The 21,710-nt window shown below is 60.2% G+C and carries 18 protein-coding genes; 9 read left to right on the top strand and 9 right to left on the bottom strand.

From position 1 onward, the window contains the following. The first annotated feature begins 93 nt into the window (after positions 1-93). Positions 94-4,005 (top strand): ATP-dependent RNA helicase HrpA, encoded by a 3,912-nt coding sequence (gene hrpA / locus ABEH28_RS17810; RefSeq protein WP_346630695.1) that lies wholly within the window; start codon positions 94-96, stop codon positions 4,003-4,005. A gap of 227 nt (positions 4,006-4,232) precedes the next feature. Next, positions 4,233-5,354 (top strand): beta-ketoacyl-ACP synthase III, encoded by a 1,122-nt coding sequence (locus ABEH28_RS17805; protein ID WP_346627522.1) that lies wholly within the window; start codon positions 4,233-4,235, stop codon positions 5,352-5,354. 256 nt (positions 5,355-5,610) lie between these two features. Here the strand turns inward: ABEH28_RS17805 and ABEH28_RS17800 are convergent, their stop codons facing one another. Then, the gene (locus tag ABEH28_RS17800; RefSeq protein WP_346630694.1) at positions 5,611-6,930 is read right to left on the bottom strand and encodes a putative porin; all 1,320 of its coding nucleotides are present in this window, start codon (positions 6,928-6,930) and stop codon (positions 5,611-5,613) included. Between the two features lie 292 nt (positions 6,931-7,222). On the opposite strand from ABEH28_RS17800, the gene ABEH28_RS17795 reads away from it, so the two are divergent. Continuing rightward, on the top strand, positions 7,223-8,347 hold the full coding sequence (locus ABEH28_RS17795; protein WP_346630693.1) for a GNAT family N-acetyltransferase: 1,125 nt from the start codon (positions 7,223-7,225) through the stop codon (positions 8,345-8,347). A gap of 159 nt (positions 8,348-8,506) precedes the next feature. Here the strand turns inward: ABEH28_RS17795 and ABEH28_RS17790 are convergent, their stop codons facing one another. From ABEH28_RS17790 to ABEH28_RS17780, 3 genes are all read right to left on the bottom strand, one after another. Beyond that, positions 8,507-10,339 carry an ABC transporter ATP-binding protein gene (locus ABEH28_RS17790; RefSeq protein ID WP_346630692.1) on the bottom strand — a complete coding sequence of 611 codons (1,833 nt, stop codon included), beginning with the start codon at positions 10,337-10,339 and terminating at the stop codon, positions 8,507-8,509. A 189-nt stretch (positions 10,340-10,528) separates the two neighbouring features. Continuing rightward, entirely contained in the window at positions 10,529-11,086 is a 558-nt protein-coding gene (locus tag ABEH28_RS17785; RefSeq protein ID WP_192171538.1) for a peptidylprolyl isomerase, read from the bottom strand. A gap of 234 nt (positions 11,087-11,320) precedes the next feature. Next, positions 11,321-12,247, bottom strand: a complete 927-nt coding sequence (locus ABEH28_RS17780) for a LysR family transcriptional regulator (protein WP_346630691.1) — start codon at positions 12,245-12,247, stop codon at positions 11,321-11,323. A 50-nt stretch (positions 12,248-12,297) separates the two neighbouring features. Between ABEH28_RS17780 and ABEH28_RS17775 the strand changes: the two genes are divergently transcribed. The 3 genes from ABEH28_RS17775 to ABEH28_RS17765 all read left to right on the top strand — a co-directional run bounded on the left by ABEH28_RS17775 (position 12,298) and on the right by ABEH28_RS17765 (position 14,257). Continuing rightward, positions 12,298-12,612 carry a 3-phosphoglycerate kinase gene (locus ABEH28_RS17775; protein ID WP_065992674.1) on the top strand — a complete coding sequence of 105 codons (315 nt, stop codon included), beginning with the start codon at positions 12,298-12,300 and terminating at the stop codon, positions 12,610-12,612. A gap of 389 nt (positions 12,613-13,001) precedes the next feature. Beyond that, positions 13,002-13,868 (top strand): carboxylate/amino acid/amine transporter, encoded by an 867-nt coding sequence (locus tag ABEH28_RS17770; protein ID WP_346630690.1) that lies wholly within the window; start codon positions 13,002-13,004, stop codon positions 13,866-13,868. A 152-nt stretch (positions 13,869-14,020) separates the two neighbouring features. Then, positions 14,021-14,257, top strand: a complete 237-nt coding sequence (locus tag ABEH28_RS17765) for a hypothetical protein (protein ID WP_237254428.1) — start codon at positions 14,021-14,023, stop codon at positions 14,255-14,257. 71 nt (positions 14,258-14,328) lie between these two features. On the opposite strand, the gene ABEH28_RS17760 is transcribed toward ABEH28_RS17765, so the two are convergent. Beyond that, positions 14,329-14,673 carry an antibiotic biosynthesis monooxygenase gene (locus ABEH28_RS17760; protein WP_192171533.1) on the bottom strand — a complete coding sequence of 115 codons (345 nt, stop codon included), beginning with the start codon at positions 14,671-14,673 and terminating at the stop codon, positions 14,329-14,331. Then, positions 14,670-15,827 (bottom strand): cytochrome P450, encoded by a 1,158-nt coding sequence (locus tag ABEH28_RS17755; protein ID WP_346630689.1) that lies wholly within the window; start codon positions 15,825-15,827, stop codon positions 14,670-14,672. Before ABEH28_RS17755 ends, ABEH28_RS17760 begins: the two co-directional genes overlap by 4 nt. A gap of 74 nt (positions 15,828-15,901) precedes the next feature. Here ABEH28_RS17755 and ABEH28_RS17750 point away from each other — a divergent pair, with 74 nt between their 5' ends. Next, positions 15,902-16,615: a helix-turn-helix transcriptional regulator gene (locus tag ABEH28_RS17750; RefSeq protein ID WP_346627528.1), complete on the top strand. Its 714-nt coding sequence runs from the start codon at positions 15,902-15,904 to the stop codon at positions 16,613-16,615. Between the two features lie 13 nt (positions 16,616-16,628). Here ABEH28_RS17750 and ABEH28_RS17745 read toward each other — a convergent pair whose 3' ends face one another. Next, positions 16,629-17,918 carry a mechanosensitive ion channel family protein gene (locus tag ABEH28_RS17745; RefSeq protein WP_346627529.1) on the bottom strand — a complete coding sequence of 430 codons (1,290 nt, stop codon included), beginning with the start codon at positions 17,916-17,918 and terminating at the stop codon, positions 16,629-16,631. 180 nt (positions 17,919-18,098) lie between these two features. Between ABEH28_RS17745 and ABEH28_RS17740 the strand changes: the two genes are divergently transcribed. Further along, positions 18,099-19,451, top strand: coding sequence for a DEAD/DEAH box helicase (locus tag ABEH28_RS17740; protein ID WP_074891698.1), 1,353 nt, complete (start codon positions 18,099-18,101; stop codon positions 19,449-19,451). Positions 19,452-19,576: 125 nt separating this feature from the next. Continuing rightward, a complete protein-coding gene (locus ABEH28_RS17735) occupies positions 19,577-19,900 on the top strand; it encodes a transcriptional regulator (protein ID WP_346627530.1) in 324 nt (107 codons plus the stop codon). Positions 19,901-19,917: 17 nt separating this feature from the next. On the opposite strand, the gene ABEH28_RS17730 is transcribed toward ABEH28_RS17735, so the two are convergent. Both ABEH28_RS17730 and ABEH28_RS17725 read right to left on the bottom strand, forming a co-directional pair. Beyond that, positions 19,918-20,790 (bottom strand): DUF6279 family lipoprotein, encoded by an 873-nt coding sequence (locus ABEH28_RS17730; RefSeq protein ID WP_346627531.1) that lies wholly within the window; start codon positions 20,788-20,790, stop codon positions 19,918-19,920. Between the two features lie 63 nt (positions 20,791-20,853). Next, entirely contained in the window at positions 20,854-21,597 is a 744-nt protein-coding gene (locus ABEH28_RS17725; protein ID WP_192171527.1) for a TorF family putative porin, read from the bottom strand. Positions 21,598-21,710 lie beyond the last annotated feature (113 nt).

Below are 21,710 nucleotides of genomic sequence, written 5' to 3'. Positions count from 1 at the left end.
CGACGAGCGCCTTTGCTCCGCAGACCTGCCTCCACCCCACCAAATCTGCGACAATCCGCGCCCTGCATTCAGATAGAAAGATTCCGCGCCCTGATGACCGACGATTCGACTTCCATCGACCAACTCTTCAAAAACCTCGACCACGCGATGATCAGCGATCGTCATCGCTTGCGCCGGCAATTGCATGAGCTGCGCAAGAAACCGGACGAGACGAAGCGGGCGCAATGGGTCGAGCGCGTGCAGGCATCGTGCGCCCGTGTGCTCAGTCGCGCGCAAAGTGTGCCGACCCTGCGCTACGACGAAAACCTGCCCATCGCCGCCAAGCGCGACGAGATCAAGAAAGCGATTCTTGAACATCAGGTCTTGATCATTGCCGGCGAAACCGGCTCGGGCAAAACCACCCAGCTGCCGAAAATCTGCCTGGAGATCGGGCGCGGTCAGCACGGTCTGATCGGCCACACCCAGCCGCGTCGAATCGCAGCTCGCAGCGTTGGCAGCCGGGTCGCCGAAGAAATCGGCACGCCACTGGGCGGGCTGGTGGGTTATCAGGTGCGCTTCGAAGACCAGAGCGACGAAAACACCCTGATCAAGCTGATGACCGACGGCATCCTGCTCGCCGAAACCCAGCACGACCGCTATCTTGAGCGCTACGACACGATCATCGTCGACGAAGCCCACGAACGCAGTCTGAACATCGACTTCCTCCTCGGTTACCTGAAAACCCTGCTGCCCCGTCGCCCGGACCTGAAAGTCATCATCACCTCGGCGACCATCGACCTCGAACGCTTCTCCGAGCATTTCGACAAGGCGCCGGTCATCGAAGTCTCGGGCCGGACCTTCCCGGTGGAGACCTGGTACCGGCCGATGACGGCCCAGCAGGACGAAGAGGGCAACAGCATCGAGGAGGACCTGACCGTCGATCAGGCGATTCTCGCCACGCTGGACGAACTGGCCGCCTTCGAACGCAGCGAGCGCAAGTCCCCTGGCGATGTGCTGGTGTTTCTGCCCGGCGAGCGGGAAATCCGTGACGCCGCCGAGATGCTGCGCAAGGCTCAACTCAAGCACACCGAAATCCTGCCGCTGTACGCGCGCCTGTCTCCGGCCGAACAGCAGCGCATCTTCCAGTCGCACCCGGGCCGTCGCGTGGTGCTGGCGACCAACGTTGCCGAAACCTCGCTGACCGTACCGGGCATTCGCTACGTCATCGACACCGGCACCGCGCGCATCAGCCGCTACAGCTACCGCGCCAAAGTGCAGCGCCTGCCCATCGAAGCGATTTCCCAGGCCAGCGCCAACCAGCGCAAGGGCCGTTGCGGTCGGGTCGAGCCGGGCCTGTGCGTGCGCCTGTACAGCGAAGAAGATTTCCTCTCGCGGCCTGAATTCACCGATCCGGAAATCCTGCGCACCAACCTCGCGGCGGTCATCCTGCAGATGCTGCACCTGCGACTGGGCCAGATCACCGATTTCCCGTTCATCGAGCCGCCGGACGGCAAGGCAATCAGTGACGGTTTCAACCTGTTGCAGGAGCTGTCGGCGGTCGACCGCGAGAACAACCTGACGCCGATGGGTCGTCAGTTGGCGCGCCTGCCGGTGGACCCGCGCATGGGGCGCATGTTGCTGGAAGCGGCGAAACAAGGCAGCTTGCAGGAAGTGTTAATTGTCGCCAGCGCGATGTCGATTCAGGACCCGCGCGAGCGTCCGCCGGAGCGTCAGCAGGCTGCCGACCAAGCCCACGCCCAATGGAAAGATCAGGACTCCGACTTCGCCGGGCTGGTCAATCTGTGGCGTGGCTTCGAAGAACAGCGCCAGGCCTTGACCGCCAGCCCGCTGCGAAACTGGTGTCGCCGCAACTTCCTCAATTACCTGCGCCTGCGGGAATGGCGTGACTCCCATCGTCAATTGAGCCTGATCTGCCGCGACCTGCAATTAACGGTCAACAAAGAGCCAGCCGATTTTCCGAAATTCCACAAGGCGGTGCTCTCGGGCCTGCTCAGCCAGATCGGTCAGAAGACCGAAGACGGCGATTACATGGGCGCCCGCCAGCGGCGGTTCTGGGTGCATCCGTCGTCGGGGCTGGGCCGCAAGCGCCCGCAATGGATCATGGCTGCCGAGCTGGTGGAAACCACCAAGCTGTATGCGCGCATGGTGGCGAAGATCGAGCCTGACTGGATCGAACCCCTCGCCGGGCACCTGATCAAGAAAAACCACTTCGAACCCCATTGGGAAAAGAAGCGCGGCCAGGTCGTCGCCTTCGAGCAGATCACCCTGTTCGGCCTCATCGTCGTGGGGCGTCGGCCGGTGCATTTCGGGCCGATCGACCCGGTGGTGTCCCGCGAGTTCTTCATTCGCGAAGGGCTGGTGCGCGGCGAGATCCAGTCCCGGGCCAAATGCCTCACGGCCAACACCAAGCTGCTGGAGCAGCTCGACGAACTGGAAGCCAAGGCGCGGCGCCGCGACATCCTGGCTGACGAAGAAACCCTGTACCGCTACTACGACGAACGCTTGCCAGCGGATATTCACCAGACCGCGACGTTCGACGCCTGGTACCGGATGGAAAGCCAGAAGAACCCGCAGCTGCTGATCATGCGCGAGGAAGATGTGCTCGCCCGTGAAGCCAGCGAGGTCACGGCCAATCAGTACCCGGACACCTTGCGTCTCGGCGAACTGACCTTGCCGCTGACTTACCATTTCGAGCCCAACCACCCGCGCGATGGCGTGACCCTGCGGGTGCCGGCGCCGCTGCTGCTGTCGTTGCCGGCCGAGCGCCTGGAATGGCTGGTGCCGGGGCTGCTGGAAACCAAATGCGTGGCGCTGGTGCGCAATCTGCCCAAGGCGCTGCGCAAGAATTTCGTGCCGGTGCCTGACTTCGTCAAAGCCGCGTTGCAACGGATGGTCTTCGCCGAAGGCTCGTTGCCCCAGGCGTTGGGCCGTGAGCTGTTGCGCATGACCGGCGTGCGAGTGACCGACGAAGCTTGGGCCGAAGCGGCACAACAGGTGGAAAGCCACCTGAAAATGAACCTTGAAGTGGTCGACGCCAACGGCAAGTTCCTCGGTGAAGGCCGTGAGCTGGATGAGCTGACCGCCCGTTTCGCCGAGGCCGGACAAGCCGCGTTGGCGGTGCCTCAATCGGCGAAAGGTCAGCAGCCGGTCGAGGCCAAGGGCTTTGCGGCAGTGGCCGAAAAGACTCAACAGCAGATCGCCGGCCTGTCGATGACGGTGTATCCGGCGCTGGTGGAAGAGGGCGGCGCGGTCAAGGAAGGGCGTTTCTCGACCCAGGCCGAAGCCGAATACCAGCACCGTCGAGCCCTGCAACGGCTGTTGTTGCAGCAACTGGCAGAGCCGACCAAGTTCCTGCGCAGCAAGTTGCCGGGACAGACCGAGCTGGCCTTGCTGTACCGCGATCTGGGTCGGGTCGATGCATTGATCGAAGACATTCTGCTGGCGAGCCTCGACAGCTGCATTCTTGAAGGCGAAACGACGTTGCCCCGAGACGGCGCCGGCCTGCTGTCCCTGGCCGAGCGCAAGCGTGGCGGTCTGACCGAGCATGCCGAGCGGCTGGCGAGGCTGACGCTGGAAATCCTCAAGCTCTGGCACGGCCTGCAAAAGCGCTTCAAGGGCAAGATCGATCTGGCCCAGGCCGTGGCGCTGAATGACATCAAGGGTCAGTTGAGCAAGCTGGTGTATCCCGGTTTCGTCCGCGAGACGCCGGCGGTGTGGCTCAAGGAACTGCCGCGTTACCTCAAGGCCATCGAAATCCGTCTTGAGAAACTCGGCAGCCAGGCGCAGAAGGACCGGGTCTGGAGCATCGAACTGGGCAATCTCTGGGCGCAGTACCAGACCCGCGCCGACAAACACGCTCAGGAAGGCAAGCGCGACCCGGAACTGGTGGTGTATCGCTGGTGGCTGGAGGAATACCGCGTGTCGCTGTTTGCCCAGCAACTGGGTACGAAAGTGCCGATCTCGGACAAGCGCCTGAACAAGCAATGGACCCAGGTCGAGGGTTGATCCCCTCGGCCCGCAGTCCCGATTATATTACCCGATAGCGCGAAATGGCGGCCGTTATGGCAAACTTCGCGGCTAAACTTCATAGCGTCACAAACATCCGTCGTCCGCCAAGCGGGTTGCTGCCTCGTTGCATTGGGACTTTCGTCCCAGAACCACCGACGCCCCGCTTGTGCTGGCTGTTCAGCTGCTGCCGTCAATGAGCTGCTTTTATCTCGAGAGGAACGACCGTGTACGAAGTCGTGATCAGTGGCACCGGGCTTTTCACCCCCGCCAACAGTATTTCCAACGATGAGCTGGTGCAGTCTTTCAACACCTACGTTGCCCAGTTCAACGCCGAAAATGCCGCCGCGATCGAAGCGGGAGAGGTTCAGGCACTGACGGAATCCAACGCGGCGTTCATCGAAAAAGCCAGCGGCATCAAAAGCCGTTACGTGATGGACAAGGACGGCATTCTCGACCCCCAGCGCATGAAGCCGCGCCTGCCCGAGCGCTCCAATGATGAATGGTCGATTCTCTGCGAGATGGGCGTTGCCGCGGCCAAACAGGCCCTGCAGCGTGCCGGCAAGACCGCCGCTGACATCGACGGCGTTATCGTCGCTTGCTCAAACCTGCAGCGTGCTTACCCGGCGATCTCCATCGAAATCCAGGCGGCGCTGGGCATCCAGGGCTTCGGCTTTGACATGAACGTGGCGTGCTCCTCGGCCACGTTCGGCATTCAGACCGCCTGCAACAGCGTCAAGCTGGGCCAGGCCCGGGCGCTGTTGGTCATCAGCCCGGAAATCTGCACCGCGCACCTCAACTTCCGCGACCGCGACAGCCACTTCATCTTTGGCGATGCAGCCACGGCGGTGGTGGTCGAGCGCGCTGACCTGGCGACCTCCGAGCACCAGTTCGACATCGTCGGCACCAAGCTGCTGACCACGTTTTCCAATAACATCCGCAACAACTTTGGTTTCCTCAACCGCACGGCGGAAGAGGGCGAGGGCAAGGCGGACAAACTGTTCGTGCAGGAGGGCCGCAAGGTGTTCCGCGACGTCTGCCCGATGGTCGCCGAACTGGTGGCTGCGCACCTGGACGAGAACCAGCTGAACGTCGGCGACGTGCAACGGTTCTGGCTGCATCAGGCCAACCTGAGCATGAACCACCTGATCGTGAAGAAACTGCTCGGCCGCGACGCCACGGTCGAGGAAGCCCCGGTGATCCTCGATCGCTACGCCAACACCAGCTCCGCCGGTTCGGTGATCGCGTTTCACGAACACCAGGACGACCTGCCAAGCGGCGCGCTGGGCGTGCTCAGCTCGTTCGGCGCGGGGTATTCGATTGGTAGCGTGATTCTGCGCAAGAAGTGATGCGTGCGGCATGACTGCCGGCTAAACATGTGGGACTGTGCCAGCTGCGCGAGAGGGAATCTCTCGTACAGTTGTGGGATCCGCAGAAGATCCTAGAGTCCACAAAAAAAGCCCGGCGCTGCTCTGTCGGAACGGATGATGGGGATCCGACAGCGCAACGGCGGGCTTGAGGTCTATAGCGGCTTCAAACGGCAAGAACACGCCGCTTGAAGCTTTCAGCTTGTCACTTGCAGCTTATAGCTCGTAGCTGCCTTTCTTAGAACTTCGCCAGCACGTCCAGTTGCAGCGTGTTGGCATCCTGATCACGCGGCAGCGCAGAAGTCGCGAAGTCCGCTTTGGTCAGGAAGTACGTCGCGCCGACCGCGAAGTTCTTGTCGATGTCGTAGGAAATAGCCAGCTTGTGACCGCGCGAACCGGTAGTGCCGTTGGCGAAATCGGAATCGGTGAAAGCACCCACTACAGCGTTACGCTGTGTATCGCGGTAGTTGTAGTCCAGACCGAAACCGAACACCTTGGTTTTCACACCGGCCAGCCAGGCTGTGTCTTCGTCGCTGTTGGTCGCGCTGTTGACCACGTACTGACCGTACAGGCCGACCGGCACGACAAAGCCGGTCAGGTCCAGTTGCCCGAAGCCTTCATACAGACGGAAGTCAGTGGTGTTGTTGCCATTGATGCTCAAGCCACAGAACGTCGAGCTGGTGCTGGCAGCGGCCGGATTACAGTCGTTGGAGTTCTCGTAGTTGTAGACCGAACCACCGACCGTCATCTTCACGTTGTCGGTGATGGCGATCCGCGTACCCAACTGAGCGGCGTTCAGGCGCAGGTCGTTCTTGAACTGCGTCCCTTCGCCGCTGATGTTGTCCTTGAGGGTGTAGGTACCGGCGCTGCCGAACAGCTCGAAGCCCTTGTTGATCGGCAGGCTGTAAGTCGCGGCCAGACCTTCAGGGTTGATGTCGTTGTCCCAGATCACGTCGCCTTCGCTGACCCATGGCTGAGCCATCTTGCCGCCGATGACGTGCAGGTTCTGGATTGCGGTCGGGTGGTAGTCGATGAAGCCCTGATCCAGCCACAGGTCTTTCTTGGTGAAGTAGTCGTTCTGGTCAACGTTGGTGGAGTTGGCCTTGTTGTCGCCGCCGGTGGCGATACGGATACCGGTGCTGACTTGCGGGTTGATCTCGCTGTAGGCGCCGAGACGCACACGGATGCGCTGACGGTTTTTGTCCTGGCTGTTGTTCTGGTCGTCGATCTTGACCGTCTCTTGCCGAACGCGAACGTCGCCCTTGAATTGAGTCTTCGCTGCCCATGCCACTTTCTGCTCGAAGGCAGACAGTTCGGAGGACTTGGCAGCGGTGGCAGCGGCGATCTGGTCGGAGGTCGCTTTCTGGGCCTGTTGCTGGGCCAGTTGGTCTTTGGTCAGCTCGGTTTGCAGTTCGGCGTACTGGGCAGGTGAGATCGAGCCGTTGGCCTTGAGCATGTCGAGCAGTTTCGCGTCGACTGCGGCGCTGGCCGGAACGCTCATGGCCAGCAGCACACCACCACACAGGGCTGCCGCAGTTTTCGTGGAAGCAAGACGCATATCAATCTCCGTAACTGAGAAGGGATGACCGAATCATCCAAGGATCAACCGACCATTGGCGGGCGGGGAAAGGTCAGAGCGCTTAGAACCTGATGCTCTAAAAACAGGCGCCAGTATTGCGGCCGTTTATGACGAAAGAGTGGCAAGGTGGTGGCATGTGGATGACATGTGAAAATTTTGTTGAAGCCGCAGGCTAGAGCGTTCTGTCGAGTAAATTCACGTGCAGACCCTGTGAATAAGTGATACTGCGCAGACGTTAGCGCGACCACACGACTGCACCAGGAGTGGCGAAATGTCGTTACACCGTTTGGATAAATTGTCGGACCTTGCCCCTGAACAGTGGGACGCCCTGATACCTGGCGACTCACCCTTTCTGCGCCATGCCTTTCTCAGTTCGCTGGAAGACAGCGGCAGCCTCGGGTCGCGTTCCGGCTGGCGCGCCGAGCACTTGCTGCACTACGAGGGCGAGCAACTCATTGCTGCGCTGCCGGCCTACCGCAAGTGGCACTCTTACGGCGAGTACGTCTTCGATCACGCCTGGGCGGACGCTTGCCGGCGCGCCGGTCTGGCCTATTACCCCAAGCTGCTGGTGGCGGTGCCGTTCAGTCCGGTAAGCGGGCCGCGCCTGCTGGCAAAGACCCCCGAAGATGGCCGCGAACTGCTCGCCTGCCTGCCGGGCTATGCCCAAGGCGAGGAGCTGTCCAGCGTGCACGTCAACTTCACCGACCCGGTCGCCGACGCATTGCTTGGCGAACAGCCCGGCTGGCTGCAGCGCATCGGCTGCCAGTACCACTGGCAGAACCGCGGCTACCGGGATTTTCAGGATTTCCTCGATGCCTTGAGCTCACGCAAGCGCAAGCAGATGCGCAAAGAGCGCGAGCAAGTGGCGGGGCAGGGCTTTGATTTCGACTGGCTGGAAGGGCACGAGCTGAGCGAGGCGCACTGGGATTTCGTCTACGCCTGCTATTCCAATACCTACGAAGTGCGTGGGCAAACGCCGTACCTCACGCGGGAATTCTTCAGCCTTGTGGCCGAGCGCATGCCCGACGCGATTCGTGTGGTGCTGGCGCGACAGGGTTCGCGGCCGGTGGCGATGGCGTTCAGCCTGATCGGCGGCGACAGCTTTTACGGCCGCTACTGGGGCTGCCTGGCCGAGTTCGACCGGCTGCACTTCGAGACGTGTTTCTATCAGGGCATGGATTACGCGATCGCTAATGGCTTCAAGCGCTTCGACGCTGGCGCCCAAGGGGAGCACAAGTTGATTCGCGGTTTCGAGCCGGTCATCACCCACTCATGGCACTACCTGGCGCACCCGGGACTGCGAGAAGCGGTGGCGGATTTTCTGACCCAGGAACGGGCGGGGATTCTGGCGTACGCCGAAGAAGCGCGCGGGGCCTTGCCGTATCGGCAGGTGTAGCTCGATCTGTCTGGGTCCGATCAAGCGTGAACAGCTTTGTTGGCTTCGCCCTGACACCGCTGTCTCGTGGCAAGCTCAATCCTTGTGGGAGTGAGCGTGCTCACGAAGGCGGCATCGGAACCTCCCAGGACATCCGCCGCGGGCCTATTTCTTCAAGGGTCAATCCACCCCGACAAACCCACCGGTCTGATGCGCCCACAGCCGGGCATACAACCCTTTGTGCGCCAGCAGCTCGCCATGGGTCCCGCTCTCAGCGATCACGCCGTTTTCCAGCACGATCAGGCGGTCCATGCGTGCGATGGTCGACAGCCGGTGAGCAATCGCAATCACCGTCTTGCCCTGCATCAGCGTTTCCAGACTCTCCTGAATCGCCGCTTCCACCTCCGAATCCAGCGCTGACGTCGCTTCGTCCATGATCAGGATCGGCGCGTCCTTGAGCAGCACGCGGGTGATGGCGATGCGCTGACGCTGGCCACCGGACAGCTTCACGCCGCGCTCGCCCACATGGGCGTCCAGCCCGGTACGACCTTCGGAATCGGTCAGCAGCGGAATGAACTCGTCGGCGCGGGCCTTGCGCATGGCTTCCCACAATTCAGCGTCGGTCGCGTCCGGTTTGCCGTAAAGCAGGTTGTCGCGGATCGAGCGGTGTAACAGCGACGTGTCCTGGGTGATCATGCCGATGTGCGAACGCAGGCTTTCCTGGGCGACGTGGGAAATGTCCTGATCGTCGATCAGGATCCGCCCGCCCTGGACGTCATACAAACGCAGCAGCAGATTGACCAGCGTGGATTTACCGGCACCCGACGGCCCGATCAAACCAATTTTCTCGCCCGGCTTGATGTCCAGGTTCAGGCCGTGAATCACGCCCTTGCCCTTGCCGTACTGGAAGTTGAGGTCTTCGAATTTCACTTCGCCACGGCTGACGGTCAGCTTCGGCGCAGCATCCCGATCGGTGATGCCCACCGGCTGAGCGATGCTCTGCAGACCGTCCTGGACCATGCCGATGTTTTCGAAAATGCCGTTGACCACCCACATGATCCAGCCGGACATGTTGACGATGCGAATCGCCAGACCGGTCGCCAGCGCAATCGCGCCCACCGAAATCAACGACTGGGTCCACAGCCACAACGCCAGGCCCGTGGTGGTGACAATCAGAATGCCGTTGAGGGTGGTGATCACGGAGTCCATTTCGGTGATCACGCGGCCGGCCAGTTGAGTCTTCTCGGTTTGTTCGCTGATGGCCTCACGGGCGTACTGCTGCTCGGAATTGGTGTGTGCAAACAACTTGAGCGTGGCGATGTTGGTGTAGCCATCGACGATGCGGCCCATCAGTTTGGAGCGCGCATCGGAAGAGATAACGGAGCGCGCTTTCACTCGCGGCACGAAGTACCGAAGGGCAAGGATGAACGCGATGATCCAGCTCAGCAGCGGAATCATCAGGCGCCAGTCGGCTTCGGCGAACAGCACCAGCGCGCTGATCGAATAGATCAGCACGTGCCACAACGCGTCCACCGACTGCACCGCCGAATCACGCAGCGCGTTGCCGGTCTGGACGATGCGTTGAGCGATGCGCCCGGCGAAGTCGTTCTGGAAGAAATTCAGGCTCTGCTTGAGCACGTAACTGTGGTTCTGCCAGTTGATCATGCTGGTCATGCCCGGGCTGATGGTCTGATGCACCAGCAGGTCGTGCAGCGCAACGAAGATCGGCCGCAGCACCAGCGCGACGACGACCATCCACGTCAGCTCGAACGCATGTTCGCGGAAGAAATTCAGGTTGGGCGTGCCCTGGGCCAGATCGATGATGCGGCTCAGGTAGCTGAACAGCGACACCTCGATCAGCGCGCCGATCAATCCAACTACCAGCAACGCGGCAAAGCTGGGCCACACCTGACGCAGGTAATACACGTAGAACGACGTGACAGTGTTGGGCGGGGCGGCGGTGGGGGCTTCGCGGAAGATATCGATCAGCTGTTCAAAACGGCGATAGAGCATTGGCAATGACGCCCACGCTTGAGCGGGCTCTCCTTTTGGTGGGGATTGAACACAGCGGCTTGAGAGCAGCTCAATGACAGTCTTCGGTTCAGACCGCATGAAAACGCGATTGCTCACGCTGATTCAAGGGGCCGGGGCCTGAAAATGCAAAAGCCGGGCAGGCGCCCGGCTTTTGCGCTTGCGGCAGGCTTAGTTCACGCGCTTGGCCGTCTTGATCAGGATCGGGTCAACCGGCACGTTCTGCATCCCGCCTTTGTTGCCGGTCTGCACGTTGACGATCTGGTCAACGACGTCCATGCCTTTCACGACCTTGCCGAACACGGCGTAACCGTAGTCACGGGCGCCGTGGTCGAGCATTGCGTTGTCAACGACGTTGATGAAGAACTGGCTGGTGGCCGAATTCACATCCGAGGTCCGCGCCATGGCGACGGTGCCGCGCACGTTGTGCAGGCCGTTATCGGCTTCGTTCTTGATCGGGTCGTTGGTGGATTTCTGTTGCATCTGCGCGGTGAAGCCGCCGCCCTGCACCATGAAGCCCGGGATGACGCGGTGGAAAATGGTGTTGTTGTAGAAGTTGCTGTCGACGTACTTGAGGAAGTTCTGGGTGCTGACGGGCGCCTTGTCCTGGTTCAGCTCGATTTCCACATCGCCGAAGCTGGTGGTCAGCACAACGTGAGGCGCCGGAGCGGCCATCAGATTGCCGGCGAACAACACGGCAGCGGCGGAGAGGGCGATTTTCTTCAGCATGGGCAGAGTCCTGAAATTGATGTCGACTGCGAAAAAACAGGCGTAAGGGAAGCACGTTTGCGCGGGTTTGGACAGTGGGGGGTGTGGCGCGCGCCGATTTCAGTGGGACCGCACGCGTCGTTATCGTAGGACCGGCTTCAGCCGGGAAGAGGCCTGCTTTATCACCCTCAGTGTTGCGGTGTGACCCCTGACGCATTCCGGGCTAAAGCCGGTCCCACTGACTGCACGCGTTGTTTACAGCATCTGCTGCGGCGCCGGAAAGGGCGCATCCAGCGGCGCGGTGTCGAAACTCTGAATCAGCTCAATCAGGATCTGCGTCGCGGGCCCGAGCGGTTTGTCCTTGCTGGAATACAGATAGAACGTGGGATGCCGACTGCCGCCCTTATCAAGAGGCAGAATTTTCAGCACGCCCTCCTGGATCTCCCGCTCGATGATGTGGCGCGGCAACCAGGCAAAGCCCAACCCGCTGCTCACAAACGCAGCGGCCGTCGCAAGGCTGCCCACCGTCCAGCGCTGTTCGGCGCCGAGCCAGCCGACGTCGCGCGGTTGATTGCGCCCGGAGTCACGAATCACCACCTGCAACTGGCTTTCCAGGTCCTGGAAATTCAACTCACGTTGCAGTTGATGCAAGGCATGGCCGGGATGGGCCACGGCGACGAACTCCACCTTGCTCATCTCATTCCCGAGATACCCCGGAATGCTGAAGCCGCTGATGGCGAGATCGGCTACACCTTCCAGCAACACTTCCTCCACCCCCGACAGCACTTCCTCACGCAGTCGCACCCGACATCCGCGGCTTTGCGGCATAAAAGCTGTCAGCGCTCGCACCAGCCGGGCGTTCGGGTAAGCGGCGTCGACCACCAGACGCACCTCGGCCTCCCAACCCTGTTCCATATGATGGGCGAGGTCCTCCAGTTGGCTGGCGTTCTTCACCAGTTGCCGCGAGCGCCGCAACAAGACTTCACCCGCCTCGGTGAGCACGGCTTTACGGCCGTCGATGCGCAACAGCGGAACGCCGAGCTGGTCCTGCATCCTGGCGACGGTGTAGCTGACCGAGGACTGCGAACGGTGCAGCGCTTCGGCGGCCTGAGCAAAGCCGCCATGGTCGACAACGGCTTGCAGCGTGCGCCATTGATCAAGGGTCACGCGGGGCGCTTTCATCTCTCGCTCCTGTTGTCCTAAGCTGGCGGTCCCTGAATGGAGACTGCCCCATGAAAAGAATCTGTTGTGTGCTGCTGGCGATGCTGCCGCTGAGCGCGTTTGCCTACCCGATTGACGTCGAGAAAGACATCAAGGGCGTGCAGGTCGACTACAACAGTCATGACGTCGCCTACGACATCGGCAACATCACCCTGAACAACTTCGGCGATGTCCCTGCCAAGTGCAGCGTGGTCTTTCGCAACGGGCCGGAAGCCCCGCGCACGCGCCGGGTTCAGGTCGCGCCGAAAAGCAGCACCGAAGTCACCGCGAAATTCACTCGCGACATCGTCAAACTGCGCATCTCCCTGAGTTGCGAGCCTCTGTAACCCACGCATCAGCGTCGACGGAGCGTACGTCGGCTTCGTCGATAAAACAAATTCTTGGATGGGTTCGGGTCGAAAGCTGGCTTCTTTGATCGATATGCCTGCCGTCGGTACGGCGAGGGGATTGCCCTCCGAACGCTGGCGCGGCATCCGCCTGGACGCCTTAATCGCCCGTTAATCGCGCCCCTTGAAGATGCTCGCGTTCATCGACACCCCATTGGCACTCGTTCGCTCCTGAGTGCATTGCCCGATCGACCCGCAGGATTGCGCCGGGTCGATCGGGTTTTTTCTTTCCGGGTCCCGAGTCGCCGCCAACGGTGGCGAGCCGACCTGCTCAATAGACAGGCCATGGCCAACCGGCTAAGGTCGCCGCCTTCAAAAAAGGGGCAACCATGGGCTATCTACTTTTCGTGACGCTGATTCAGGCGTTTTCCTTCAGCCTGATCGGCGTCTATCTGGCCGGGCACGTCGACAGCTACTTTGCCGTGCTGCTTCGCGTCGTGCTGGCTGGGTTGGTGTTCATCCCGCTGACGCGCTGGCGTCGCGTCGAGCCTCAATTCATGCGTGGCATGCTGTTGATTGGCGCGCTTCAGTTCGGCGTCACCTACGTCTGCCTGTACCTGAGCTTTCGCGTGCTGACGGTCCCCGAAGTGCTGCTGTTTACCATCCTCACGCCGCTCCACGTCACGCTGATCGAAGACGCCCTCAATCGGCGCTTCAATCCGTGGGGCCTATTGGCGGCCATGGTCGCGGTGCTCGGCGCCGTGATCATTCGTTACGACCGGGTTGATCCGAATTTCCTCGGCGGCTTCCTGCTGCTGCAGGTGGCGAATTTCACCTACGCCGCAGGGCAGGTGCTCTACAAACACCTGGTGGCCCGTTACCCCATCGATCTCCCGCATTACCGTCGCTTCGGCTATTTCTACCTCGGCGCCCTGGCCGTGGCGTTGCCAGCGTTTCTGCTGTTCGGCAATCCGCAGCATCTGCCGGACGCGCCTCAACAGTGGGTGGTGCTGCTGTTCCTCGGCCTGTGTTCAACCGCGCTCGGCATGTATTGGTGGAACAAGGGCGCGTGCCTGGTCAACGGCGCCACACTGGCGGTGATGAATAACCTGCACGTGCCGGTGGGGCTGCTGATCAATCTGTTGATCTGGGGGCAGAACGAGGACCTGGGCAAGCTGTTTTTAGGCGGGCTGGTGATTGTTTCTTCGGTGTGGATCAGTCGGCGCGGTCTTGTTCAACGCCGGGCCATTCTCTGAAACAGCCGGGTTAGACGCCCGCGTCACCGACATCAGCGAGGGTGATGTTAGATATCTTCATGCGTGGTTTTTCATGTTGGGATCAAGCGAATAGATTGGCCCCAACGAAACGAACTAACCCACTTACCAGCAACTACGCGGAGATCTACATCATGAAAAAGTCCATTGCATTCGGTTTCGCATTGTCCATCCTGGCTGCCGGTTCTGCCTTCGCCAGCCCTGAGCACATTAACCAACGCGCCATCGTCGACGCTTCCAGCGCTACCGTTCTGGACAGCAAAGTCGCCAGCAAAGAGGCGGTCAAGCCTTTCGCCACTCAGACTTCCGGCACCGTGACCGTTGCTGAAAACCGCAAAGAGTTTGGTTCTAGCTACCAGCGTTATCAGTAAGTCTCTAGGTGTAACAAGACCCACAATAAAAGCCCGGCAGATGCCGGGCTTTTTGTTGTTTTAATTTCTTTTTATTCATGAGCGCGTCGGCTATCGCGCGGGGCTTGAGCACGATTCTCCAGACTGTAATCTCGCACCACGTCAGCAATGCGCAAGTGGTAATCACCGAATACTTGCCTACGCCCCGTAAGTTGCGCGGCACGATGCAACTCAAGGCCGCGCCATCGTTTAATGGCTTCCTCATCACGCCAAAATGACAGCGACAGAACTTTTTCTGGCTCGCTGAGGCTCTGATAACGCTCCACTGAAATGAACCCATCCAAACCTTCCAGCAATGGCTTCAGTTCAGCCGCAAGATCAAGATACCGCTGGTATTGCTCCTCATGTGGCCACGCTTCAAAAATAACAGCGATCATTGTTGAGTCTCCCGGCTGCGATGGAAATAAGGAATCCGAGCATTAAGCGAGGGCAAGTAGCGCCATTGATGAGCGCGGACAGCGGCGTTGGGCCGTCTACGCAACAGTTCTGAAACCGCTTCAGAGGCAATACGCAAAGCGAGTTGCTGGCCTGGGCATTCGTGTCTGCCTGAGCCAAAGCTGAATATTCGACGGTGTGGCCGTGTGAGCAAAAAGTTGTCGGGATCCGGGTTTGCGCAAGGATCCCTGTTCGCTGAAGCCAGTAACAAAAGAACCGTATCCCCGGGCTTCAGGACGCTGCCTTCGATAACACACTGCCCGGCAACGAACCGCCGGGTGTTTTGTATGGGGGAGTCGTGGCGCGCCGCCTCGGCTACCCACTCTGCAACACGCGCCGGTTGTTGAGGGGGTTCAAACAGGTCGGGGTTACGATGAATTGCTATGAGGGTGTTGCCGATCAAGCCTGCGGTGGCTTCGCAGGTCTGTGACAACAGGCCGATCAGATTAGCGATCAATGCGTCTCGATCTTTCCAGCCCGTCACGTCACATTCCCTCAACACGTGGCTCATGAAGCGACTTCTTTCATCCTCGCCAAGCAGCAACTCTGCGAACAGTTGACTCAACCGAGTCGCTCCGGCATCGGCCTCATCCAGCTTGGTCTTGTCGCTTATGGGGGAAAGGCAGCCCACAAAATTCTGGGTCAGGGTCACAACTTCACGTAACTGGGTGAAAGGAACGCCCATCAAGGTTGCCGTGACGGATACGGGCAACGTCCACATCAATTCGTTGAGGTCGTCAACCGGGGCATGGAGGGACTCGAACAACTGCGACACTATTTCTGCGATGTTTTGGTCATGCACAGAAGCCAAAGCGGGCGCGATGGCCATTCTTGGACACTGGTGTTCAGCTCCTTCGTTCATGCGCATAAGACGACCGAAAATACGCCCCGCGGCGCCCTGTGCAATGGCGAGAGGAACCGGCTCATCAAGAGGACGGACTCGACAGTCCGGATGTTCCAGAATGGCCTCTACGGCACTGGCATCACTGGCGATCCACATGCGTAGATCTGCATCGAACAACAGCCCCTTTCGTTGCCTTAAACCAGCGTAATAAATATAGGGGTCGGCATGGCTGGCTGCTTCAAACGGCGTCATTTCTGAAGTCCTGTTCACAAGGAACGGCTAATATCCGGCACTGCGCACGTTAACGATTCGTTCAGGAACGAAATATGGACTCCCCAGGCAATGACATCGCCATTTCAAGGGTCGCCGGCGCAATCGCCGAACCAGCCAGGACGAAGATGCTCTGTTCGTTGATGGATGGGCATGCACGTACCAGCACAGAAATGGCTGTCATCGGCGACGTAAGCGCCTCTACTGCAAGCGCGCATTTGGCGAGGCTCAAAGAGGACGGGCTGCTGAAGCTGCACACTCAGGGCAGGCATCGGTATTACAGTCTGGCCGACGCAGACGTGGCCAGGGCAATTGAGGCCCTCATGGTGATTAGCCAGAAGCCGGACACCCGGTTCGTGCCTACAACCCCGGGTCGACTTCAATTCGCACGCACCTGTTACGACCACATGGCGGGTTCATTGGCCGTAAAACTGCACGATCATTTCCTCGAGTCAGGCTGGCTGACCATGTCAGCCCCTGACGACGGTAATTATCAACTCACTGTCAGCGGCGAAAAAGCGATGGCCGACTTGGGGCTCGATGTGGGGACAGTCAGGGCGCAGCGACGTCGCTTCGCCTGCTCATGCCTGGATTGGAGCATGCGCCGCCCGCATCTCGCCGGAGCACTGGGTGCTGCCTTCCTGCACATAGCGACCAGCCGCAAATGGGTTATTCAGGACCTCGACAGTAGGGCGCTGGCGTTGACGCCCAAGGGAACGAAAGAGTTCTCCATTCGATTCGGGGTCAGCACTGAAAACAATGCGCCATAGCTGCACTTGGTCGTTAAACGCCGCCCGGTTGGTGCAGACTTTGATTCGACGACATCTTCTCCAACCCAATCCGTAAATCCGCCCCACTCGGCTGTTGATAAACCCCCAGCCCGAACTCCGGCAGCACCGCCAGCAGGTAATCGAAAATATCCCCCTGAATCCGCTCGTAGTCACCCCAGCTTGTGGTGCGGGTGAAGCAGTAGATTTCCAGCGGAACGCCCTGGGCCGTGGCTTCCATCTGACGCACCATGCAGGTCATGTCCGGGTGAATGTCGGCGTGGCTCTTCAGGTACGCCAACGCGTAGGCGCGGAACGTGCCGATGTTGGTGATGCGCCGGCGGTTGGCCGACATTTCGGCGACGTTGCCCTGGGCCTGATTCCATGCCTTGAGCTCGGCTTTCTTGCGGCCCATGTAGTCGGTCAGCAGGCGGACCTGGGTCAGCTTCTGTTCTTCTTCATCGGAGACGAACCGCACGCCGCTGGCATCGATGAACAGGCTGCGCTTGATCCTGCGCCCGCCGGACTGCTGCATCCCGCGCCAGTTCTTGAACGACTCGGACATCAGGCGCCAGGTCGGGATCGACACGATGGTCTTGTCGAAGTTCTGCACCTTGACGGTGTGCAGGGTGATGTCCACCACGTCGCCGTCGGCGCCGACTTGTGGCATTTCGATCCAGTCGCCGACGCGCAGCATGTCGTTGCTGGTCAGTTGCACGCTGGCGACGAAGGACAGCAGGGTGTCTTTGTAGACGAGCAGAATCACCGCCGACATCGCGCCGAGCCCGGAGAGCAGCAGCAACGGCGATCGATCAATCAACGTGGCGACGATGATGATCCCGGCGAACACGTACAGGATCATTTTCGTCAGCTGCACGTAGCCCTTGATCGAGCGGGTGCGGGCGTGTTCGGTGCGAGCGTAGATGTCCAGCAACGCGTTGAGCAGCGCGCCGACGGTGAGCATGAGGAAGAGGATGGTGAACGCCAGCGCGATATTGCCGAGCACATGATTGGCGGAATTGCTGAGGTTCGGGACCAGATTGAGCCCGAATTGAATGACCACCGATGGCGTGACCTGGGCCAGTCGATGGAAGACTTTGTTATGGAGAAAGTCATTGAGCCAGAACAGCGACGGCTGGCGGCTCAGGGCTTTCATGGCGTAGAGGATCATCCATCGCGCCAGCCGCCCGAGCACGAAGGCGGCGATGAGCAGTAACAGCAAGCCGGTGATCGTGCGCAGCATTGGCTGGTTTTCCAGCAGCGTCCAGATTTCCTGGGCGCGTAGCCAAAGCGAATGGGTGTCCATGGGCGCTGGATCTCCTGATCAAAAATGGGGGGCGCGATTAGAGCATTGATAGGGAAGCGAGGGCAGGGTAGGCCAAATCCGGTAACAAAATAGGCCCTTTGAGCTAAAGAGGCTCGGCGAATCCGGCTTAAACCGGTACCCTATGCGACTGTTTTTTTGTATTACGCCGAGGTAACACCCGTGTTCTCCCAATTCGCCCTGCACGAACGCCTGCTAAAAGCCGTGGCCGAACTCAATTTCGTCGAGCCTACGCCTGTGCAAACAGCGGCCATTCCGCTGGCGCTGGAAGGACACGATCTACGGGTGACGGCGCAGACCGGCAGCGGCAAGACTGCCGCGTTCGTGTTACCGATGCTCAATCGCCTGATGGGCCCGGCCAAGGTTCGCGTCGACATCCGCGCGGTGATCCTGCTGCCGACCCGCGAGCTGGCCCAGCAGACGCTCAAGGAAGTGGAGCGTTTCTCCCAGTTCACGTTCATCAAGGCCGGGCTGATCACCGGCGGCGAAGACTTCAAGGTCCAGGCCGCGATGCTGCGCAAGGTCCCGGACATCCTGATCGGTACGCCGGGCCGTCTGTTGGAGCAACTCAACGCGGGCAACCTCGACCTCAAGCAGGTTGAACTGCTGGTCCTCGACGAAGCCGACCGCATGCTCGACATGGGCTTTGCCGAAGACGTCGAGCGTCTGGCCGGCGAATGCGCCAACCGTCAGCAGACCATGCTGTTCTCGGCCACCACCGGTGGTTCGGGCCTGCGCGAAATGATCGGCAAAGTCCTGAAAGACCCGCAGCACCTGCAGGTCAACAGTGTCAGCGAACTGGCTCCGGGCACCCGTCAGCAGATCATCACTGCCGACCACAACGTGCACAAAGAGCAGGTCCTGAACTGGCTGCTGGCCAACGAGACCTACCAGAAAGCAATCATCTTCACCAACACGCGTGCCATGGCCGACCGCATCTACGGTCGCCTTGTGGCGCTCGAGTACAAGGCGTTCGTGCTGCACGGCGATAAAGACCAGAAGGATCGCAAGCTGGCGATCGATCGTCTGAAGCAGGGCGGCGTGAAGATCCTGGTGGCGACCGATGTCGCGGCCCGTGGTTTGGATGTCGACGGCCTGGACATGGTCATCAACTTCGACATGCCCCGCACCGGCGACGACTACGTTCACCGCATTGGCCGCACCGGCCGTGCGGGTGGCGAAGGTCTGGCGATCTCGCTGATCACCCACGGCGACTGGAACCTGATGTCCAGCATCGAGCGCTACCTGAAGCAGAAGTTCGAGCGCCGCACGATCAAGGAAGTCAAAGGCACCTACACCGGGCCGAAGAAGGTCAAGGCGTCGGGCAAGGCGGTCGGCGTGAAGAAGAAAAAAACCGATGGCAAAGGTGACAAGAAGGGCGACAAAAAGAAAGCCGTCGCCAAGGGCCCGACCAAGCGCAAATCGGTAAATCGTCCGAAGGCCGAGCCTTTGGTCAGCCAGGACGGGATGGCGCCGCTGAAAAAGCGCGTCACGCGTCCGCCAGTCGCTGAATAACCCCATTCTGCCTCCCGGCCAGCCCGCTGAACGGCTGGCCCTCCACTGGGTCACAACCACTGAGCATCAAGCCCGATGACCGGACGTCACGGGTATTGCCCTGTTGGCCCACTGGAGGATGAAACATGTCTAAACGATACGACTGGGACCTGATCGAGCGTCTGTTGCACCACGTACAAAACAGCGTCGCAATTGCCGATGCATCAGAAGCGTCTGCCGCAGAATTGAGAGCGTTGTTGCTCGAACGTGGGTTCATTGCCGCCCACACGAGCGGTGATGGCGGGAATGGCGAAGGCGCGACCCTTACGCCTCGAGGCGCGAGCTTGCTGGCGATGATCGACAGCAGCATTCCAGGCAACGACCATCCGCGTCAGGTGCTGGATGAACAGGCCGATGCGCTGGACCAGGCGACCTTTGATGAGGTGGCTTCAAAGGCGCAAATCGCCTGATGCTGAAAGCGTCCTGATCAGGACGCTTTTTTTATGCTCTTGTAGCAACTCAAATCTGTGAAGTCCTTGCGCACATCGGCGATTTTCGCCAGCAACTTCTGCCGTTGATCAGGGGTGCTCTGCGCCATCAGGTCCGCAATCAAAGAAATCGCTGCCTGCTCGGTATGGTCGTAGGTGGCGCGATACTCGGGCGTCCAGAAGGTCTGGCGATCCTGCAACAGACTGGCAATCTTCTGATCAAAATCACCGGCATTGCGCTGTTTCACCGCCGCCAGCAACAGCGACTGCCAGTGCGCGCGGTTGTCGATCCACAGCCGGTTCTGCTCGCCCAGCGAGGTCGACCACTGCATCACGCGAGCCTGTTGGGCTGCATTCAATTTGCCCATCCACGGCGTCAGACGTTTCTCCATCCGTTGAGCGCGTTCACTGATCTGCTTGTCCAGCGGCTGGTCGACGTATTCGTCCTCATGCTTGCGCAGGTCCTTGGCGAATGCGGCTTCCATCTCGGCCACCTGCTGATCGTCCAGCTGACGCAACAGCTCGACCGCCGAGGGCGTGATTTCTTTCGAGAGGGTGGCGATGGCTTGCCGCGCTTCGGCGGTGCGTGCCTTGAGTTGCTCTTGATTGACCTGGTTGTTTTCGACCATCCCTTGCAGACGGTCCAGCCAGTCGAGGTAACCGGGAATCTGAGTGGTGCAGTGCCAGCTCAAGTGCTCTTTCAAGCGCTCATCGAGCCAGTCTTTCTGCGAAGCGTTCATGTCCAGGTAGTCGTTGAGCGACCAGGGAATGATGAAGTCCAGATGCCGATACGTCAGACCAATCTGACTGCACCCCGCCAACAGCGTCAGGCTCAGCCACAGCGAAATAAAGGTCTTCAACACAATGCCCATGACAGCTCCTTGCCGGTTCGTCTCACCGTTATAGAGCAAGTCAGGTCATGGCGGTTCAACCCATCAGAAAAACGAGCGCACGACCTTAAGGGTAACGGTGCTTTCGCACTGGGTGTTGTGGCCGCTGTAGGCGCTGCAATCGGCGCCGGTCAGGCTCGAGCCGCTGTACATCAGGTTCATGTCCATGCCCAGAACAGGGCGCGACACGTTGAACGACCAGTCGCTGTAGGCGTTGACCACGCCGCCGCCGTCGATGATCGTGGGCGAATCGAGCTGGTGGTTGCCGTACTGCATGCGCAGGTCCAGGCCCAAGGGAATCATGCTGCCCAGGTCGAGAAACACGGTGCTGTCCTGGCGACCGGCGTCGGTGCTGAAGGCGGTGCCGATGCGGCTGTCGAAAATGCGGAAACCGGCATAAAGCTCGTGGCTGTCGAGCTGGTCGGTGTTTGGATAGCTGTAACGAATGACGCCAAGCTCGTAACCGAGGGTTTTGTCGAAGGGCTTCTTGAACCCCATATAGGAGTCGACTTCCAGCGCGGTGTCGGGCGTCAGCCCTGCGCTGGGGGACCATTGCCCGAAGTAGAAACCGCTGTCGTGGGTCAGGTCGAGCCCGCCGTGAAACTTGGTATCGGCACCGCTCGGCGTCACCAGACCTTGGGCCATGGTGCGGCTGGGCGTCGTGCCGAGCTTCAGGCTGAAGTCGCCTAGCTCCCGCTCGATGACCTGAGCGCTGGCGGCGTGATGCATAAGGGCGGCGCAGGTAAACACCGCACCGGTCCAACGGTTGAAACAGCGAGCATAAGGCATGCTTCACTCCTTTCAGGTTTCAGAGGAGTGGGTCGAAGGTTTCCATCCGAAAGCCGAATGGCCTGGCAAGAACCGCGAGCTAGAGCGGTGCAAGGATACCGCCGATTGGCGCC

Origin of the sequence: Pseudomonas sp. Ps21-P2, assembly GCF_039672565.1 — a bacterium.
Lineage (GTDB): Bacteria > Pseudomonadota > Gammaproteobacteria > Pseudomonadales > Pseudomonadaceae > Aquipseudomonas.
This window is presented reverse-complemented; position numbering and strand designations above follow the sequence as displayed.

Coding starts and splice junctions, on each gene's coding strand:
- ABEH28_RS17730 (WP_346627531.1), bottom strand. CDS start 20,790: ATGGGCATTGTGTTGAAGACCTTTATTTCGCTGTGGCTGAGCCTGACG.
- ABEH28_RS17800 (WP_346630694.1), bottom strand. CDS start 6,930: ATGCGTCTTGCTTCCACGAAAACTGCGGCAGCCCTGTGTGGTGGTGTG.
- ABEH28_RS17750 (WP_346627528.1), top strand. CDS start 15,902: ATGGACTCCCCAGGCAATGACATCGCCATTTCAAGGGTCGCCGGCGCA.
- ABEH28_RS17735 (WP_346627530.1), top strand. CDS start 19,577: ATGTCTAAACGATACGACTGGGACCTGATCGAGCGTCTGTTGCACCAC.
- ABEH28_RS17785 (WP_192171538.1), bottom strand. CDS start 11,086: ATGCTGAAGAAAATCGCCCTCTCCGCCGCTGCCGTGTTGTTCGCCGGC.
- ABEH28_RS17780 (WP_346630691.1), bottom strand. CDS start 12,247: ATGAAAGCGCCCCGCGTGACCCTTGATCAATGGCGCACGCTGCAAGCC.
- ABEH28_RS17775 (WP_065992674.1), top strand. CDS start 12,298: ATGAAAAGAATCTGTTGTGTGCTGCTGGCGATGCTGCCGCTGAGCGCG.
- ABEH28_RS17725 (WP_192171527.1), bottom strand. CDS start 21,597: ATGCCTTATGCTCGCTGTTTCAACCGTTGGACCGGTGCGGTGTTTACC.
- ABEH28_RS17760 (WP_192171533.1), bottom strand. CDS start 14,673: ATGATCGCTGTTATTTTTGAAGCGTGGCCACATGAGGAGCAATACCAG.
- ABEH28_RS17790 (WP_346630692.1), bottom strand. CDS start 10,339: ATGCTCTATCGCCGTTTTGAACAGCTGATCGATATCTTCCGCGAAGCC.
- ABEH28_RS17745 (WP_346627529.1), bottom strand. CDS start 17,918: ATGGACACCCATTCGCTTTGGCTACGCGCCCAGGAAATCTGGACGCTG.
- ABEH28_RS17755 (WP_346630689.1), bottom strand. CDS start 15,827: ATGACGCCGTTTGAAGCAGCCAGCCATGCCGACCCCTATATTTATTAC.
- ABEH28_RS17770 (WP_346630690.1), top strand. CDS start 13,002: ATGGGCTATCTACTTTTCGTGACGCTGATTCAGGCGTTTTCCTTCAGC.
- ABEH28_RS17765 (WP_237254428.1), top strand. CDS start 14,021: ATGAAAAAGTCCATTGCATTCGGTTTCGCATTGTCCATCCTGGCTGCC.
- hrpA (WP_346630695.1), top strand. CDS start 94: ATGACCGACGATTCGACTTCCATCGACCAACTCTTCAAAAACCTCGAC.
- ABEH28_RS17795 (WP_346630693.1), top strand. CDS start 7,223: ATGTCGTTACACCGTTTGGATAAATTGTCGGACCTTGCCCCTGAACAG.